18 protein-coding genes are annotated in these 15,906 nt (G+C 63.6%); 9 read left to right on the forward strand and 9 right to left on the reverse strand.

All coding sequences use genetic code 11. The features are described 5' to 3' along the window. Positions 1-79: 79 nt before the first annotated feature. Positions 80-766 (reverse strand): LrgB family protein, encoded by a 687-nt coding sequence (locus GEV39_RS20575; RefSeq protein WP_054906051.1) that lies wholly within the window; start codon positions 764-766, stop codon positions 80-82. Beyond that, positions 756-1,142 carry a CidA/LrgA family protein gene (locus GEV39_RS20580; RefSeq protein ID WP_173891041.1) on the reverse strand — a complete coding sequence of 129 codons (387 nt, stop codon included), beginning with the start codon at positions 1,140-1,142 and terminating at the stop codon, positions 756-758. The genes GEV39_RS20575 and GEV39_RS20580 overlap by 11 nt, the downstream gene beginning before the upstream one ends. A 96-nt stretch (positions 1,143-1,238) precedes the next feature. On the opposite strand from GEV39_RS20580, the gene GEV39_RS20585 reads away from it, so the two are divergent. Beyond that, positions 1,239-2,135 (forward strand): LysR family transcriptional regulator, encoded by an 897-nt coding sequence (locus GEV39_RS20585; RefSeq protein ID WP_173891042.1) that lies wholly within the window; start codon positions 1,239-1,241, stop codon positions 2,133-2,135. Between the two features lie 70 nt (positions 2,136-2,205). Here GEV39_RS20585 and GEV39_RS20590 read toward each other — a convergent pair whose 3' ends face one another. Beyond that, the gene (locus GEV39_RS20590) at positions 2,206-2,661 is read right to left on the reverse strand and encodes a flavodoxin (RefSeq protein ID WP_173891043.1); all 456 of its coding nucleotides are present in this window, start codon (positions 2,659-2,661) and stop codon (positions 2,206-2,208) included. Between the two features lie 127 nt (positions 2,662-2,788). On the opposite strand from GEV39_RS20590, the gene GEV39_RS20595 reads away from it, so the two are divergent. Beyond that, entirely contained in the window at positions 2,789-3,217 is a 429-nt protein-coding gene (locus GEV39_RS20595) for a PAS domain S-box protein (RefSeq protein ID WP_173891044.1), read from the forward strand. Between the two features lie 59 nt (positions 3,218-3,276). Further along, on the forward strand, positions 3,277-3,894 hold the full coding sequence (locus tag GEV39_RS20600; protein WP_173891045.1) for a hypothetical protein: 618 nt from the start codon (positions 3,277-3,279) through the stop codon (positions 3,892-3,894). On the opposite strand, the gene GEV39_RS20605 is transcribed toward GEV39_RS20600, so the two are convergent. Continuing rightward, complete coding sequence (locus tag GEV39_RS20605) at positions 3,879-4,814, reverse strand: MerR family transcriptional regulator (protein WP_173891046.1); 936 nt, start codon at positions 4,812-4,814, stop codon at positions 3,879-3,881. The two genes, GEV39_RS20600 and GEV39_RS20605, sit on opposite strands and share 16 nt — an antisense overlap. Positions 4,815-5,029: 215 nt before the next feature. Here GEV39_RS20605 and GEV39_RS20610 point away from each other — a divergent pair, with 215 nt between their 5' ends. The 4 genes from GEV39_RS20610 to GEV39_RS20625 are packed head-to-tail and all read left to right on the forward strand — an operon-like array spanning position 5,030 to position 7,000. Continuing rightward, entirely contained in the window at positions 5,030-5,590 is a 561-nt protein-coding gene (locus GEV39_RS20610) for a putative antibiotic biosynthesis monooxygenase (protein WP_173891047.1), read from the forward strand. 33 nt (positions 5,591-5,623) lie between these two features. Then, positions 5,624-6,361, forward strand: a complete 738-nt coding sequence (gene folM / locus GEV39_RS20615) for a dihydromonapterin reductase (protein ID WP_173891048.1) — start codon at positions 5,624-5,626, stop codon at positions 6,359-6,361. Positions 6,362-6,369: 8 nt separating this feature from the next. Beyond that, positions 6,370-6,666 carry a DUF1244 domain-containing protein gene (locus GEV39_RS20620; protein ID WP_009682662.1) on the forward strand — a complete coding sequence of 99 codons (297 nt, stop codon included), beginning with the start codon at positions 6,370-6,372 and terminating at the stop codon, positions 6,664-6,666. Next, positions 6,659-7,000, forward strand: coding sequence for a HopJ type III effector protein (locus GEV39_RS20625; RefSeq protein ID WP_009682661.1), 342 nt, complete (start codon positions 6,659-6,661; stop codon positions 6,998-7,000). Before GEV39_RS20620 ends, GEV39_RS20625 begins: the two co-directional genes overlap by 8 nt. Before the next feature lie 118 nt (positions 7,001-7,118). Here GEV39_RS20625 and fabV read toward each other — a convergent pair whose 3' ends face one another. Further along, entirely contained in the window at positions 7,119-8,330 is a 1,212-nt protein-coding gene (gene fabV / locus GEV39_RS20630) for an enoyl-ACP reductase FabV (protein ID WP_173891049.1), read from the reverse strand. Positions 8,331-8,581: 251 nt separating this feature from the next. Here fabV and GEV39_RS20635 point away from each other — a divergent pair, with 251 nt between their 5' ends. Then, entirely contained in the window at positions 8,582-9,760 is a 1,179-nt protein-coding gene (locus GEV39_RS20635; protein WP_173891050.1) for an acetyl-CoA C-acetyltransferase, read from the forward strand. A 137-nt stretch (positions 9,761-9,897) separates the two neighbouring features. Here the strand turns inward: GEV39_RS20635 and GEV39_RS20640 are convergent, their stop codons facing one another. Further along, positions 9,898-10,722, reverse strand: a complete 825-nt coding sequence (locus GEV39_RS20640) for a 5-methyltetrahydropteroyltriglutamate--homocysteine methyltransferase (RefSeq protein ID WP_173891051.1) — start codon at positions 10,720-10,722, stop codon at positions 9,898-9,900. A 226-nt stretch (positions 10,723-10,948) separates the two neighbouring features. On the opposite strand from GEV39_RS20640, the gene GEV39_RS20645 reads away from it, so the two are divergent. Beyond that, positions 10,949-12,436, forward strand: a complete 1,488-nt coding sequence (locus tag GEV39_RS20645; protein WP_173891052.1) for a methylenetetrahydrofolate reductase C-terminal domain-containing protein — start codon at positions 10,949-10,951, stop codon at positions 12,434-12,436. On the opposite strand, the gene yjiA is transcribed toward GEV39_RS20645, so the two are convergent. The 3 genes from yjiA to GEV39_RS20660 form a co-directional block, all read right to left on the reverse strand. Continuing rightward, the gene (gene yjiA / locus GEV39_RS20650) at positions 12,396-13,373 is read right to left on the reverse strand and encodes a GTPase (RefSeq protein WP_173891053.1); all 978 of its coding nucleotides are present in this window, start codon (positions 13,371-13,373) and stop codon (positions 12,396-12,398) included. The two genes, GEV39_RS20645 and yjiA, sit on opposite strands and share 41 nt — an antisense overlap. Positions 13,374-13,570: 197 nt before the next feature. Then, entirely contained in the window at positions 13,571-13,768 is a 198-nt protein-coding gene (locus GEV39_RS20655) for a YbdD/YjiX family protein (protein WP_009682654.1), read from the reverse strand. A 13-nt stretch (positions 13,769-13,781) separates the two neighbouring features. Next, positions 13,782-15,848 (reverse strand): carbon starvation CstA family protein, encoded by a 2,067-nt coding sequence (locus GEV39_RS20660; RefSeq protein WP_009682653.1) that lies wholly within the window; start codon positions 15,846-15,848, stop codon positions 13,782-13,784. Between the last annotated feature and the right edge of the window lie 58 nt (positions 15,849-15,906).

Below are 15,906 nucleotides of genomic sequence, written 5' to 3' on the forward strand. Positions count from 1 at the left end.
GAGTCTAGCCAGCCCTACCAGGGGTGGAAGTTGCGTTGCCAGCCAGCTTGATGACTGAGCGAGTCAGTGGCATGAACGGTCAGAGCAACATGGCCAGCAGCGGTGCCGCGAACAGGTTCAGCAGCCCGGTCAGGACCATGACCAGGCCGGCCACCGAGCCTTCCTCGCGGCCCACTTCCTGGGCCCGGCTGACGCCGGCGCCGTGCGCGCCCACGCCGAACAATGCCCCCCGGGCCAACGGCGTGCGCAGCGGCAACCAACGCAGCAGCACGCCACCGAACATGGCACCAAGCACCCCGGTGAACATCACGAACACTGCCGTCAGCTCGGGCACACCGCCCAGGTCATGGGCCAACGGCATGGCAAAGGGCGTGGTGATGGAACGCGGCACCAGCGACAGACTGGTCGCACTGTCCAGCGCCAGCAGGTGCGCCAACCCCCATGAACTGGCGATGGACGCACTGCTGCCCGCCAGCATGCCGACCAGCAACGCCGGCCAATGCCGGGCGAGCATGGCCCGCTGCTGCCAGATCGGCACCGCAAAGGCCACGGTCACCGGACCGAGCACGCCCATCAGCCAGTGGGTATTGCGCGCGTATTCGGCATAGGCGGTGTGCAGCGGCACAGCCACCGCCAGCAGCAACACCGGCACCAGAATCAGCGGCGACAGCAGGTAGCGCTTGCTGCGCCGGTACAGCCAGCGGCTGCCCAGGTAAGCCAGCAACGTCAGCGCCAGCCAGAACAACGGCATGGGTTCAAGGCTCATGGCGCATGCTCCAGCGGCACACAAGTTCGACGGTCAGGGCCGTCACCACCATCACCATCAGCGTGCTCACGGCGATCACCAGCAGGATGCGCCAGCCCTCGTCCCGGATCAGCGCGCCATAGTCCAGCAGGCTCATCAGTGCAGGAATGAAGAACAGCAGCATTTCGGCCATCAACCAACCGGCGCCCAATTGCAGCATGGCCGGCTTCAGTACCCCCGCGGCGAACAACAGCAGTAGCAGCGCCAGGCCCATGACCCCGCCGGGGATGGGCCAGCCCAGCCAAGTGGCCAGCTGGCCACCGAGTGCAAACAGGGCACACAGGGTCGCCAGCTCGGCAAGCAGGCGCAGCATTTTTTTCATTAACGCGGGTTTCATGGCGGTGTTCCTCGACAGGCCCTCATTTTAAGTTTTGGCTGCCTAGGCCAGAAGCGAATTGTTAGACTGGCTACCATTCCATAATGGAATTGGCACATGGAATTCAAACAGCTGCGCAGCTTTATCGAAGTGGTGCACCGGGGCGGCTTTACCCAAGCCGCACAGACCCTGCACATCAGTCAGTCGGCCGTCAGCAAGCAAGTGGCGCAGCTTGAGCAAGATGTGGGCCAGCCGCTGCTGGAACGCCAGGCATCCCACCTGCACCTGACCGCCGCCGGGCGCATCGTGCTTGAGCGCGGCGAGGCCCTGCTGCGCCAACGCCAGGCGCTGCTCAACGAATTGGACGATCTGAGCCAGATGGAGCGTGGCGAACTGCGCCTGGGCTTGCCGATGCTGGGCAGTGATGCGCTGTTCGCCGGTTTGTTCGCCGAATACCGGCGACGCCACCCGAACATCGCCATCCAGTTGGTTGAGGGTGGCAGCCGTAGCATCGAGCAGGCCGTCAGAAGTGGCGAGCTGGAGCTCGGTGGCAGCCTTACGCCCAGCGACGACGGGTTCGAATACCAGCCGTTCTGCAATGAGCCGCTGGATGCCCTGCTACCGGCGGAGCATGCGTTGGCAGGCCTGGGCGGGGTGCACCTGAAGCAATTGGCCGCAACGCCGTTCCTGCTCTACCAGCGCAGTTTCGTGCTCAATGACCGTTTGGTGAAAGCCTGCCAGCAGCAGGGCTTCACCCCGACGGAAGGCGGGCGCAGTGGCCAGGCGGATTTCCTGGCAGCGTTGGTCGCGGCAGGCCAGGGCGTTGTGCTGCTGCCCCGGGTGGTGGCAAAAGCCCTGGAACGCCCTGGTGTGGTGCGTATGCCCCTGCGCTCACCGGGGGACCTGCGCTGGGACATTGCCTTCATCTGGCGGCGTGGCGCGTATTTGTCGCGGGCCGCGCAAGCGTGGTTGGCGCTGCTGCGCGAATGGCCGGTACCCGACAGCGAGGCATGAATCGGGGCCTGGCTGGCAGGTCTGCCCGGGCACTCACCTGCAGCAGGCCCATACTTGCTGAACCTGACCGTCAGCCTTTCAAGGTATTAGCCAACTCGGCCAACCACGGCTCGGCATCCGTTTCCGGGGTCACCGTCTCGCTGGCATCCAGCTGCAGCATCGGCTGCACCTCGCGCACGCCTAGCTCGGCAAACAGCTCGCGCAGCTGTTCGCCGCCCCCGCAATAGGTATCGCCATAGCTGGAATCGCCCAGCGCAATCACTGCACCCGGCAGGCCATGGAAGGCCGCTGGCAGGCTGTCACGCAGGCTGCTGTACAAGGGCATGAGGTTGTCCGGCAGCTCACCCATACCGGTAGTCGATGTCACGGCCAACAGGGCCTGCGGGGCAAAACCTTCAAGGTCCTGCAAAGTGGCACGTGCGGCGTGCCAGGCTTGGTAACCAGCGGCCTTGAGCTTCGATTCTGCATGACGGGCGACTTCTTCGGCGGTGCCATAGACCGATCCGGAAATAATGGCGACTTTCATCGGGGAGAGGATTCCGAAACTGAGTGAAAACGTAGGATACTAGCATTCAGCGCTGGCAAAAGGCCGCCTCTGCCAAAGCCGCCTGCTACAGCACGTCCGATTTTTCTGCCTGCCGTATGGCCTGAACATGATCAACGCAAAACTGCTGCAATCTATGGTCGATGCATCCCATGACGGGATCGTGGTTGCCGAACAGGAAGGCGACGACACCATCCTCATCTATGTCAACGCCGCGTTCGAACGCCTGACCGGCTATAACCGGGACGAAATACTCTACCAGGATTGCCGCTTCCTGCAGGCTGACGACCGTGACCAACTCGCGCGTGCACGCATTCGCAAAGCCTTGGCCGAAGGCCGCCCTTGCCGGGAAGTGATGCGCAACTACCGCAAGGATGGCACTGCCTTCTGGAACGAACTGTCGATCACGGCGGTAAGGAACGACGCCGAGCGACGTACCTACTTCATCGGCATTCAGAAAGACGTTACCCGCCAGGTGGAAATGGAACGGGAGCTGGCCGAACTGCGCGCTCGTCTGAAAGCCGACGAACGCACCTGAACCAAGCCCCCCGGGCACGGTCAACTACGTTGAAGAAATCGCCACCACCGAGTTCGATCATGCAAGCCGACGCCCTTCTTACCCAGGACGAGCTGGATTTCATTCAGAACATGCAGCATTCGCCCACCCTGAACCTGGCCGACTCCATGTCGAGCCTGCAGGTCAATGGCGACCGCCGCATCCAGAGCTTGCTCACCCGCCTGGTGGCCCATGAACAAGTGACCTTGCAGGCGCAATTCAACAACCAGCAAATCAGCTTTCCGCTGCAACTGGTGGAAGACGAATTCCACGCCTTGCACCTGCAGGTGGGTTCGCCGGAAATCTACGAGGATGGCCCCATGCTGCGGCCATGGCGCCTGTCGCTGGAACAGCCCAGCGCCCTGCTCGATGGCCATGGCGCGCCTAGCGGGCTGTGGGTACGGGAAATTTCCTTCAAAGGCGTGCTGGTGGAGCTGCGTGGCCTGCCAAGCGCGCCGGCGCGTTTCGACCTGCGCTTCGCCCCCGGCAACCTCCAGCCGATCGAACTGCAGGGTGTGCTGGGCCGGCGTATTGGCCCAGACCTGGCAGCGTACGACCTTGGCCAAAGCCCAGCGGAAGAAATCGAGCGCCTGCGCGGCTACATCCTGCAGGCCCATTGCCGCGCCCACCCCGAACTGCACACTCAGGTGTCCAGCTGACCTGCCAGGCACTGGCGCAGACGCTGACGCATTACCGCGCCTTGTGCCCCCAGGCAGACCAGGGGGCTGCCCGCCAGGCCGCCGCTGGCCTGGTCGGTTGTCTCTCCCGCCAGCAATAACGTGCAGCCCAGCACCGACGCCAGCCGCTTCAGATAGCGGCTGACTTCTGCAGTGAGCGGCTGGTGGGAAAACAGCACGAGGGCGTCTGGTTTCATCCGTTCACAGACCAGCGCCAGCTCTTGCAGCGGCTGCCCACACACCAAAGGCGTCACGCCTATGTCGTCACTGCCCAGCAGCAGGCTGGTGACCAGCAGTTCAAGCTCATGGCACTGCCCCGGCAAGGGCACCAGCAGTACGCTGTGGCGACGCGGCGCAGGCGCCAGCTGCAAACGCGCGAACACCCGCCCGCGCAAAAACTGGTCAAAAAACAGCCACTCGCTGGTCTGGCCGTAGCCGCCATGGCGCACGGCCAGGTCGTGCCACACCGGCATGAAAACATCAGTGAAAACCTGATCGAGCGTGCTGGCGGCAAACACCTCCTCATAAAGGCGGCCCAGCCCGGCCAAGTCAAAGCGTTGCACTGCCAGGCGCACCTGCTGCTGCCAGCCTAGCGAACTGTCCACTGCGCGCGTGGCCTGCCCGGCAAGCGCCTGGCTGCGGGCAAGGATGCTGCCCACTTTGCTGACCGCCACCCCGCGCTCCAGCCAGCCGAGGATACTGCGGATATCGTCGATGTCGCCTTGGGAATACAGGCGGTGGCCGCTGTCGGTGCGGATGGGCTGGATCAGACCGTAACGGCGCTCCCAGGCGCGCAGGGTCACCGCATTGACGCCAGTCAGGCGGGAGACTTCACGGATCGGAAACAGCACTTGCTGCTCGAAACTCGCATCGACCCCCAGCTTGCGTCCCAATTCGCTCATCTGCACGGCATCCTGTGTGCTGCAATAGAGGGCTTAGTCTACTACGACAGCGCCGGGCACAGGATGCGACCATTTGCCGGCTGACAGTTGCCACACAGCACAACTGCGCGATAATCCGCGCCCGATTCTTGCATGTTCGCCTGCGTCGCCCACCACCCCGGGCTACGCAGCCAAGGGGCCGGCTACCCGCCAGCCCCGTTGCCAGGAGATACACAATGTCTACCCCACCCGTTACCCTGATGGTGTCGCGCCGCGCCGCGCATGGCCGCTACCAGGACCTGTTGGCCTGGCTGCATGAGGGCGAACAGCTGGCCACTGACTTCCCCGGCTACCTGGGCTCGGGCATTCTCGCCCCACCCCACGATGGCGACGAATTCCAGATCATTTTTCGCTTCAGCGATGAGCCCACCCTGCATGCCTGGGAACATTCCGCCTCGCGGCGGGCCTGGTTGCAGCGCGGCAATGGCCTGTTCGAGCGCCCCAAAGAGGCGCGCGTCAGTGGCATTGACGACTGGTTTGGCGCCAGTACGGTGCAGAAACCGCCGCGCTGGAAACAGGCCGTGGCCATCTGGCTGGCGTTTTTTCCGGTCTCGCTGGCGTTCAACATGGCGTTCGGCCATTGGCTGGCCGCACTCGACCTGGTACCGCGGGTGATGCTCAGCACCCTGGCTCTCACGCCGCTGATGGTGTACCTGTTCATCCCGTTGTCCACCCGCCTGCTGGCCGGTTGGCTACAGCCCTCTTCGGCCACCGCGGGCGCCCTGCGCAGCCGCTGAGGCCAGGCCGTACAACAGGCAAACAGTTCGGGTATGCTGGGCGGCAACCACAGGACAGACAAGTTGACCGCCCCCAACATGAACAGCCCAATTCTCGTTACCGGAGCCAGCCAGCGCGTCGGGCTGGCCCTGGCCCTTGAACTGGCACAGGCCGGCCATACGGTGGTCAGTGCCAGCCGTACCGTACAGCCACAGGCGGCCCACCCGAATATCGTGCAGTTCCAGGCAGACCTGTGCCGGGCCGACGACCGCCAGGCGCTGATCGACTACCTGGCCGGGCAGTACGACGGCCTGCGCGCCATCATCCATAACGCGTCGTTGTGGCTGGACGATGGCCTGGACAACCTGGAAACCATGTTCCGCCTGCATGTAGAGGCGCCCTACCACCTCAACCTGGCCTTGGGCGAGATGCTGGCCAAGCTGGACAAAGCCGACATCATTCACATCTGCGACGAAACCTCCTCGCGTGGCAGCAAGGGCCACATTGGCTATGCCGCCACCAAGGCTGCGCTGCAGAACATGGTGCTGTCGTTCGCTGAAAAATATGCGCCCAAGGTGCATGTGAACGGTATCCTTCCCGGGCTGCTGATCCTCAAGGAAGGGGGTGACGAAGCCTACCGCCAGCACACCTTGAAAAAGGCCCTGCTGGAATTCGAACCCGGCGCCGGGCCACTGATCGAGACGGTCAAGTACCTGCTCGCCAGCCAGTACAGCACCGGCAGCCAGGTGGTCATCAATGGTGGCCGCCACCTGAAGAACCGCATGACGTGAGAGCCCCCATGACCCCACAGCAACAGCTTGAACTCGAAGCCGCCGCGTTCCGGCGCCTGGTCGACCATTTGCAGAAACGCACCGACGTGCAGAACATCGACCTGATGAACCTGTCCGGCTTCTGCCGCAACTGCCTGTCCAAGTGGTACAAGGCTGCGGCTGACGAGCGTGAGCTCGACCTGAGCCTGGATGACGCCCGCGAAGCGGTGTACGGCATGCCTTATGCCCAGTGGAAAGCCCAATACCAGAAAGAAGCCAGCGCCGAGCAGCAAGCGGCGTTCGAAAAAGGAAAACCTCGTGACTGATCTAGATACCCTGCGCGCCAGCCTGGCCAGCGGCCAACATGCCTTTGCCGACACCCTGGCGTTCATTGCCGAGCACTACAGCTACCAGCCGCAGGCGTTCAACAATGGTGGTGTCGAGAATGCCGCCGGGCAGAACGAAGGTTCGTGCAAAACCTTGGGCCTGGCAGTGCTCGAGGGGCTGAGCGATCAGGAAGCGCTGCTGGCTTTCGGCGAGCACTATCGGGATGTGCTGGCCACGCCTGAGGGCAGTGACCATGGCAATATTCGTGCGTTGATCAAGCACGGCCTGGCGGGTGTGACGTTTGCTGCACCGCCACTGTCGCGCAAGGCTTGAAACTGCCGGGGCTGCTTTGCAGCCCATCGCCGGCGAGCCAGCTCCGACAACGGCCTTGAGGGCACCGCTGTCGAAATGGGAGCTGGCGTGCCAGCGATGAGGCCAGCACGCCGTGAGCTTACAGTTCGACGCAGTCGAACTTCACATCGGTAGCTACGTCTTCGTCGTAGTTGACGTCAGCGCGCTCAAAGCCGAACAGGTTGAGGAACTGCTTCTTGTAACCGGCGTAGTCGGTCAGCTGGAACAGGTTCTCGGTGGTCACCTGCGGCCACATGGCCTTGCAGGCATCCTGCACGTCGTCGCGCAGTTCCCAGTCGTCCAGGCGCAGGCGGGCCTTCTCGTCCACTTCGGCCGGGGCGCCATCGGCACGGTACATGCGGTCGCGGAACATGCGGTCCAGTTGGTCCTGGGTACCCTCGTGCACACCCTTTTCCTGCATGATCTTGAACACCATCGACAGGTACAGCGGCATCACCGGAATGGCCGAGCTGGCCTGGGTAACCACCGACTTGAGCACCGCCACGTTGGCGCCGCCCTTCACTTCAGCGGCCAGCTTCTTGTCCAGGCGCAGCGCGGTTTCATCCAGGTCCTGCTTGGCCTGGCCCAGGGCGCCGTGCCAGTAGATTGGCCAGGTGATCTCGGTACCGATGTAGCTGAAGGCCACGGTACGGGCACCCTCGGCCAGTACGTTGGCGCCCGCCAGGGCGTCGATCCACAGTTGCCAGTCCTGGCCACCCATGACGGTAACGGTGTCGGCGATTTCCTGCTCGGTGGCCGGCTCGATGCTGGCCTCGATGATGGTGTCTTTGTTGGTGTCGATGGCAGTCGACTTGTACGGCTGGCCAATCGGCTTGAGTGCCGAGCGGATCACTTCACCGGTCTGCGGCAGCTTGCGCACCGGGGAGGCCAACGAGTAGATGACCAGGTCGACCTTGCCGCCCATTTCGTTCTTGATCAGCTCGATGACCTTGGCGCGGGCTTCGTCGGAGAAGGCGTCACCATTGATCGACTTGCTGTACAGGCCCTCGGCCTTGGCAAACTTGTCGAACGCCGCAGCGTTGTACCAGCCAGCGGTGCCGGCCTTGGTTTCGGTGCCTGGCTTTTCGAAGAATACGCCCAGGGTGTCGGCCTTGAAACCGAACGCTGCAGTAATGCGTGCTGCCAGGCCATAGCCACTGGAAGCACCAATGACCAGGACCTTCTTCGGACCATCCTCGCGCACGCCCAGCTTGCGGGTGGCTTCGATCTGGTCACGGACGTTGAGCTCGCAGCCCTTCGGGTGAGTCGTGGTGCAGATGAAACCGCGAACCTTAGGATGAATGATGGCCAATGTCTGTACCTCGTCAGGTTTATGCCGGGGAAGCGCCTCATGGGCGTTTCCTGTTGATCAGAGGGTGAGACTACCCCCGCAGGTTATCCGACACATATTACGGGGTGATCCGGGCGATGCAAAACCGGGGTGGCCCGCCGCGCGGCCACTCATTTGCTTTTCACATCAATCTCAAAGAAAAACAAACTTAACAAATAAGCCCAGGGCACCGATGCTTGAAGCCCTACGCCCACCGCACGGAGAACAACAACATGAACGACGTGGTCATCGTCGCTGCAACCCGTACCGCCATCGGCAGCTTCCAGGGTGCCCTGGCCAACGTGCCTGCGGTCGACCTCGGCGCCGCCGTGATCAAGCGCCTGCTGGAGCAGACCGGGCTGGCCCCGGCACAGGTCGACGAAGTCATCCTTGGCCAGGTGCTGACCGCCGGCGCCGGGCAGAACCCGGCACGCCAGGCCGCGATCAAGGCCGGCCTGCCCTTCAGCGTACCGGCGCTGACCCTGAACAAGGTCTGCGGCTCGGGCCTGAAAGCCCTGCACCTGGCGGCCCAGGCCATCCGCTGCGGTGACGCCGAGGTGGTGATTGCCGGTGGCCAGGAGAACATGAGCCTGGCCCCCTATGTGATGCCCTCGGCCCGCACCGGCCAGCGCATGGGCCATGGCCAGCTGATCGACAGCATGATCACCGATGGCCTGTGGGATGCCTTCAACGACTACCACATGGGCATCACTGCCGAAAATCTGGTGGACGAGTACGGCCTCAGCCGTGAACAGCAGGATGCCTTTGCCGCCGAGTCGCAACGCAAGGCACTCGCTGCCATCGAGGCCGGCCGCTTCGATGCGGAGATCACCCCTGTCGTGCTGCCGCAGAAGAAGGGCGAGCCGAAAGTGTTCGCCCGTGATGAGCAGCCGCGCGCGGACACCACTGCCGAATCGCTGGGCAAGCTGCGCGCGGCCTTCAAGAAAGACGGTAGCGTCACCGCTGGCAATGCCTCCAGCCTGAACGACGGCGCTGCCGCGGTGCTGCTGATGAGCGCCACCAAAGCCGAGGCCCTGGGCCTGCCGGTGCTGGCGAAGATCGCCGCTTATGCCAGTGCCGGGGTAGACCCGGCGATCATGGGCATCGGCCCGGTTGCGGCGACGCGGCGCTGCCTGGACAAGGCCGGCTGGCAGCTGAGCGAACTGGACCTCATTGAAGCCAACGAAGCCTTTGCTGCACAGGCACTGGCCGTGGGCAAGGCGCTGGAGTGGGATGCGGCCCGGGTCAATGTGAACGGCGGGGCGATTGCCCTGGGCCACCCGATTGGAGCGTCCGGCTGCCGGGTGTTGGTGACCTTGTTGCACGAGATGATCAAGCGCGATGCCCACAAAGGCCTGGCGACCTTGTGCATTGGCGGTGGCCAGGGCGTTGCACTGGCTATCGAACGTTGAGCGGCGTTTGAGTTAAGCAGGCCCGGCCTTTTCGCGGGCTCGCCCGCTCCCACACGTACAGCGCAGGTTTCAAAACATGCGCTGTACCTGTGGGAGCGGGCGAGCCCGCGAAAAAGGCCGGCACAAGCAGCAGATGATCAAGCCGCGACTCGGTACTGCTCCAGCGAAGCGGCCAGCGCAGCCACTTCGCGGCACTTCTGCACAGCCACCTCTACCGTGCCATGCGCCAGCGAACAGGCCGGCGCCAGCCAAAGCCGCGCCCCCAGGCGTTCATGGGCGTCTTGCAACAGCCGCAGGGCATTGTCCGACTCGCAAGGCGCGCCATCGCGGCCATCAACCAGGCCCAGCGACAGCACTTTATAGGCCGGCAGGCGGTCAAGGATGGCTTGGTACTGTGCGGGTGCCTGCACCAGATCGATGTGCAGGCCATCGACTGGCAGGTTGGCGGCCAGGCCAAGGTTGCCATCCAGGCCACCGGCGTAGGTGGCAATCAACTTCCTCAGCGGTGCGCGCTGCAGGATGTTGTAGACGCGCTCGAAAGCGTTTTTCCAGTCCTGTGGCAGGTCTTGGGCGAGGATCGGTTCGTCGATCTGGACCCATTCGACGCCCAGCGCAGCCAAGCGGTTGAGGACCTGATCATACAGGGGCAGCAGGCGATCGAGCAGTTCCAGCTTGTCGAAGTCGGCGTTGCGGCCTTGGCCCTGCCACAGGTAGGTCAACGGGCCAATCACGACAGGCTTGATGGCATGGCCCAACGCGTTGGCATGCTCCACCTCTTCGAACAAGAGGTCCCAGTTGAGGGCAAACGGCTGGTCATCGGTGCCCGGCAAGTGGTGATATTGGCCGGTTTCGCCGACGGGCAGCAGCTCGATACCGGCGTCTTTCTGCACTTGCCAGTGGCGGGCCCGCAATTCGCGGTCGCCGCCAATGTGTGGAAAGCCCAGGTTGTGTGCCAGTGCCATGTGTCGCCCCTCAGCATGCTCAAATTAATGAGGGGATTTTCCAGCGGATCGTAGGGTTGAGACAAACTCATAAAATTTGAGATGAAAACCCAAGAAATTCTCATGATCCCGAGTGCGCGGAAGTCGCCCCATGTCTTGTTCAGAGCACCAGCCTGCGCATCCGGACATGACCTCCTGCGCCTTGTGCCGCACAATGCCACCCTGACCACACCAGGTGCCCGGCCTCATGAGCCTGCTGAAAACCGCGCTGCGTGAACACCATTTTGTCTGTGTCATGGAGTTTGTGCCCAAAGCCTCTGCAGAACGCTTCGCCGCCATGCAAGCGATCATGGACCGTGCGCAGCTGTGCGGCTGGCCAATGACCGTGGCCATCGGCGACCGCGTCGGCAGCCCGCTGGACATGTCGCCGCTGGACGCCCTGGCCTCGTTCGACCGCCCGGTGCCGGCCCTACCGCACTTCTCCGGCAAGGACCGCGAACGCCACCACTTGCTCGCGCAATTGCAGCGCATGGCGGCGGCCGGCCTCGACCAGTTGCTGCTGCTGACCGGTGACCGTTTGCCCGGGCATGAACCCGGCCAGCGCCCGGTGCGCTACCTGGAGTCGGTGCCCGCGCTGCAGATTGCCCGCCAGGCCTGCCCGCACTGGTTGCTGGGCGCGGCGCTGAACCCGTTCAAGTACCACGAGGAAGAAGGCGGCGCGCAGTACTTCAAGGCCGAGAAAAAACTGGCTGCGGGGGCCGATTTCCTCACCTTGCAACTGGGCTTCGACGCAGCCAAACACCAGGAAGCCATGCACTGGATGCGTCGCCAGGCCGCGCCCAAACCCATGCTGGCCTGCCTCATGAGCCTCACCCATGGCCGCGCAGCGATGCTCGACCACGTCGCCGGCGTGACCGTTACCCCCTCCATGCGCGAAATGCTCGAAGCGGAAATGGCGCAGTCCAAGGCTTTTGCCCAGGCGCGCAGCGTTGACCGCCTTGCCTTGCAGATCATCGGTACGAAGCTGATGGGGTACGCCGGCGTGCACCTGTCGGGCATCCACGACCTGAAGCAGCTGCTTGCCCTTGAAGCGCGACTGGCGTACTGGCAAACGCAAGTCCACACCCTGGAGCAATGGGCGCCCGCCTGGCAAGCCAGTTGGCAGATGCCGGGGCTGCCGGCAGTCACCTTCCATCCACCCCAGGCCAACTGGCGCCAGGGCGAATCAAGGGTCGATGCCTCGTTCAAGGAAAAAGCCCGCTACCACCTGATGCATGGCATGCATGGGCTGCTGTTCAGCCGCCGCAACAGCCTGAGCAAGGCGTTTGGCTGGGCGGTGCGCCAGCCGCTGTGGACGACCCGCCTTGGCGCACAGGTGCTGCACACCCTGGAGCGCAGTGTTAAGCGCCCGCTGGTTGGCTGTGATACCTGCGGCCGCTGCCGCCTGGAAGACACCTTGTACACCTGCCCGGAAACCTGCCCCAAGGGCCTGGCCAACGGCCCCTGTGGGGGCACCGCGCTCAACCGCTGCGAGTTCGGCGACCGCGAGTGCATCCACAGCATCAAGTACCGCACTGCCAAGGCCGTGGGGCAAACCGCCGTGCTGAGCGAGCGGCTGATCCCCTGCATCGAGGTGCAAACGCGCCACCGCAGCTCGTGGCCGCAGTGGTTCGCGCCACCCTCGCCACGCCGGGTCAGCCCTCAGCCAGCGCCTCGAACCCAGCCCGAATCGTAGCCTCGGGCAGGTCATCGGCAATGAAGACCATCACGCTTTCGCGGGTTTCGCCTTCGGCCCACTCGGCGTCCCAGTCGAAGCCATACAGCTTGAGCACGCCCTGGAACACCAGCTTGCGGTCCTCGCCGGCAATGTTCAGCACGCCCTTGTAACGCAGCAGCTGTTTGCCATGGGTTTCCAGCAGGTCGTTCATGAAGCCGCTGAGGCGGTCGATATCCAGCGCGGCTTCGGTACGCAACACCAGGGTGCCGATGCGGTCGGGGGTGGCCGGCTTGAGCACCGGGCGCAGCGAGGGTTTCAGGTTTGCGCCCAGGTCGGGGTTGAGGTTGAAACCGCGCACATCCAGCAGCTCTGCCAGGTCGATGCGGCCGTGCTCGACCACACGGATCGCCGCCCGCCCGTTGATACGGGCCAGGCGATCGCGCAGGGCCTGGACCGCAGCCGGCTCGACGAGGTCGGTCTTGCTCAGCAACAGGCGATCGGCAAAGCCGACCTGGGCTTGGGCGATGGTCTGGGTCAGATGCAACTCGGCATGCTTGGCATCGACCAGGGTGATGATGCCGTCGAGGATGTAGCGCTCGCGCAGTTCCTCGTCGATGAAGAAGGTTTGCGCCACCGGCGCCGGGTCGGCCAGGCCGGTGCATTCTATCACCAGGCGGTCGAAGGCGATTTCGCCGGCATCCAGGCGCTCGAGCAGCAGGTACAAGGCGCGGGTCAGGTCGCCGTGGATGCTGCAGCACACACAGCCGTTGGCCAGGGTCATCACCTGCACCGGCTGGTCGCCCAGTAACTGGCTGTCGATGCCGGCTTCGCTGAACTCGTTTTCGATCACCGCCAGCTTCAGGCCGTGCTCGGCCTTGAGCATGTGTTTGAGCAAGGTGGTTTTACCGGCACCGAGGAAGCCGGTGAGGATGGTTACGGGAATGGGCGTCTGCACGCAGAACATCTCCTGTGCGGAAATAACACAGGCCCCATCGCCGGCAAGCCAGCTCCCACAGGTACCGCGCAAACCTTGACGCCTGGGCAGTACCTGAAAGAGCGCCCTAAAGGCACTGCACAAACCTTGAGGCCTGTGAAGTGCCCGTGGGAGCTGGCTTGCCAGCGATGAGGCCGGAACAGCTTAACGCTTGAGACTCAACAGCACTTTGGCCCGGACTTGCCGCCATAACGTGCTTCCTGACGTTCGCGGAAGAACTGCTCATACGTCATGACCGGCTTGTCCGGGTGTGTCTTGTGCATGTGCTCGACATAGTTGTCGTAGTCGGGCATGCCGACCATCAGGCGGGCGGCCTGCCCCAGGTACTTACCCAGTCGACCCAGGTCGTTGAACATGACAGTAGTCCTCTCAAGCGTCAGGCAGGGCCTGGAACGGGGTTTCCTTGTCGCTGCGCTCTTTGCGGCCGAGGGCGGCGTAACCGACCTTGATGGCAAAGAACAGCACACTGAACACCACCAGCAGGAACAGAATGGTCAGGCCGGCGTTGGTGTAGGCGTTGAAGATCACGTGTTGCATCTGCCCGATGTCCTTGGCCGGGGCCAGAACCTGGCCGGCGTCCAAGGCGGTGCTGTATTTCTTGGCCAGGGCCAGGAAACCTACCGCCGGGTTCGGGTCGAACAGCTTGATCAGGCCCGCCGCCGTGGTGCAGATCAGCAGCCAGGCTGCCGGCAGCAGGGTGACCCAGATGTAGCGCTCGCGCTTCATCTTGATCAGGACCACGGTGCCCAGCATCAGGGCGATACCCGCCAGCATCTGGTTGGAGATACCGAACAGCGGCCACAGGGTGTTGATGCCGCCCAGCGGGTCGATCACGCCCTGGTACAGCAGGTAACCCCACAACGCTACACAACCACCGGTGGCCAGCAGGTTGGCACCCCACGACTCGGTGCGTTTCAGGGCTGGCACGAAGCTGCCCAGCAGGTCTTGCAGCATGAAGCGCCCGGCACGGGTACCGGCGTCGACCGCGGTGAGGATGAACAGCGCCTCGAACAGGATCGCGAAGTGGTACCAGAACGCCATGGTGTTTTCACCCGGCAGCACCTGGTGCAGGATTTGCGCGATACCTACCGCCAGCGTGGGTGCACCCCCGGCACGGGCCAGGATGGTGTGCTCGCCAATGTCGCGGGCCACCGCCTCCAGTTGCTCGGGCGTAATCAGGAAGCCCCAGCTGCTCACGGTCTGCGCGACCGACGCCACGTCGGCACCGACCACGGCTGCCGGGCTGTTCATGGCGAAGTACACGCCTGGTTCGATCACCGACGCAGCCACCATGGCCATGATGGCCACGAACGACTCCATCAGCATGCCGCCATAGCCGATGTAGCGGGCGTTGGTTTCGTTATCCAGCAGCTTGGGCGTAGTGCCCGAGGAGATCAGCGCGTGGAAGCCAGACACCGCACCACAGGCAATGGTGATGAACAGGAACGGGAACAGGGTGCCCTTCCATACCGGGCCGGTGCCATCGGTGAACTGGGTCAGCGCCGGCATTTTCAGCTCGGGCATGGTCACCAGGATGCCGATGGCCAGGGCGATGATGGTACCGATCTTGAGGAAGGTCGACAGGTAGTCGCGCGGCGCCAGCACCAGCCACACCGGCAGCACCGCCGCCACGAAACCGTAACCGACCAGCATCCAGGTGATCTGCACACCGGTGAAGGTGAACGCCGGGCCCCATACCGGGTCGGCCGCAATCTGGCCCCCCAGCCAGATCGAGGCCAACAGCAGTACCACGCCGATGATCGAGATTTCACCAATGTGGCCCGGGCGGATGTAGCGCATGTAAATGCCCATGAACATCGCGATCGGGATGGTCGCCATCACCGTGAACATGCCCCATGGGCTTTCGGCCAGGGCCTTGACCACGATCAGCGCCAGCACCGCCAGGATGATGATCATGATCAGGAAGCAGCCGAACAGGGCGATGGTGCCCGGAATGCGGCCCATTTCCTCGCGCACCATGTCGCCCAGCGAGCGGCCGTTGCGGCGGGTGGACAGGAACAGGACCATGAAGTCCTGCACTGCACCGGCCAGCACCACGCCGGCAATCAGCCACAGCGTGCCGGGCAGGTAGCCCATTTGCGCGGCGAGCACCGGGCCCACCAGTGGGCCGGCCCCGGCGATGGCGGCGAAGTGGTGGCCGAACAGAATGTGTTTGTTGGTCGGAACGTAGTCCAGGCCGTCGTTGTTGAGCACCGCCGGGGTGGCACGGCGCGGGTCGAGTTGCATCACTTTGGTGGCGATGAACAGGCTGTAGTAGCGATAGGCGACCAGGTAGATGGCCACTGCCGCGACCACGATCCACAAGGCATTGATCGCCTCACCGCGACGCAGGGCAACAACACCCAGCGCGCAGGCCCCTATGACTGCCAGCGCCAGCCACGGTATGTGGCGTAGCAGGCTATTATTGTTGTTCATGGTTAGCTTCCAGCTGTTGGATTGGAAAGACCGCCCACCGAGTCTAGGGCGAGTCAGG

Origin of the sequence: Pseudomonas sp. NY5710 (assembly GCF_013305665.1) — a bacterium.
Taxonomy (GTDB): domain Bacteria; phylum Pseudomonadota; class Gammaproteobacteria; order Pseudomonadales; family Pseudomonadaceae; genus Aquipseudomonas; species Aquipseudomonas juntendi.

Coding starts and splice junctions, on each gene's coding strand:
- GEV39_RS20600 (WP_173891045.1), top strand. CDS start 3,277: ATGCAAGCCGACGCCCTTCTTACCCAGGACGAGCTGGATTTCATTCAG.
- folM (WP_173891048.1), top strand. CDS start 5,624: ATGCTGGGCGGCAACCACAGGACAGACAAGTTGACCGCCCCCAACATG.
- GEV39_RS20590 (WP_173891043.1), bottom strand. CDS start 2,661: ATGAAAGTCGCCATTATTTCCGGATCGGTCTATGGCACCGCCGAAGAA.
- GEV39_RS20655 (WP_009682654.1), bottom strand. CDS start 13,768: ATGTTCAACGACCTGGGTCGACTGGGTAAGTACCTGGGGCAGGCCGCC.
- GEV39_RS20580 (WP_173891041.1), bottom strand. CDS start 1,142: ATGAAACCCGCGTTAATGAAAAAAATGCTGCGCCTGCTTGCCGAGCTG.
- GEV39_RS20660 (WP_009682653.1), bottom strand. CDS start 15,848: ATGAACAACAATAATAGCCTGCTACGCCACATACCGTGGCTGGCGCTG.
- GEV39_RS20620 (WP_009682662.1), top strand. CDS start 6,370: ATGACCCCACAGCAACAGCTTGAACTCGAAGCCGCCGCGTTCCGGCGC.
- GEV39_RS20595 (WP_173891044.1), top strand. CDS start 2,789: ATGATCAACGCAAAACTGCTGCAATCTATGGTCGATGCATCCCATGAC.
- GEV39_RS20575 (WP_054906051.1), bottom strand. CDS start 766: ATGAGCCTTGAACCCATGCCGTTGTTCTGGCTGGCGCTGACGTTGCTG.
- GEV39_RS20605 (WP_173891046.1), bottom strand. CDS start 4,814: ATGAGCGAATTGGGACGCAAGCTGGGGGTCGATGCGAGTTTCGAGCAG.
- GEV39_RS20585 (WP_173891042.1), top strand. CDS start 1,239: ATGGAATTCAAACAGCTGCGCAGCTTTATCGAAGTGGTGCACCGGGGC.
- GEV39_RS20640 (WP_173891051.1), bottom strand. CDS start 10,722: ATGGCACTGGCACACAACCTGGGCTTTCCACACATTGGCGGCGACCGC.
- GEV39_RS20610 (WP_173891047.1), top strand. CDS start 5,030: ATGTCTACCCCACCCGTTACCCTGATGGTGTCGCGCCGCGCCGCGCAT.
- GEV39_RS20645 (WP_173891052.1), top strand. CDS start 10,949: ATGAGCCTGCTGAAAACCGCGCTGCGTGAACACCATTTTGTCTGTGTC.
- GEV39_RS20635 (WP_173891050.1), top strand. CDS start 8,582: ATGAACGACGTGGTCATCGTCGCTGCAACCCGTACCGCCATCGGCAGC.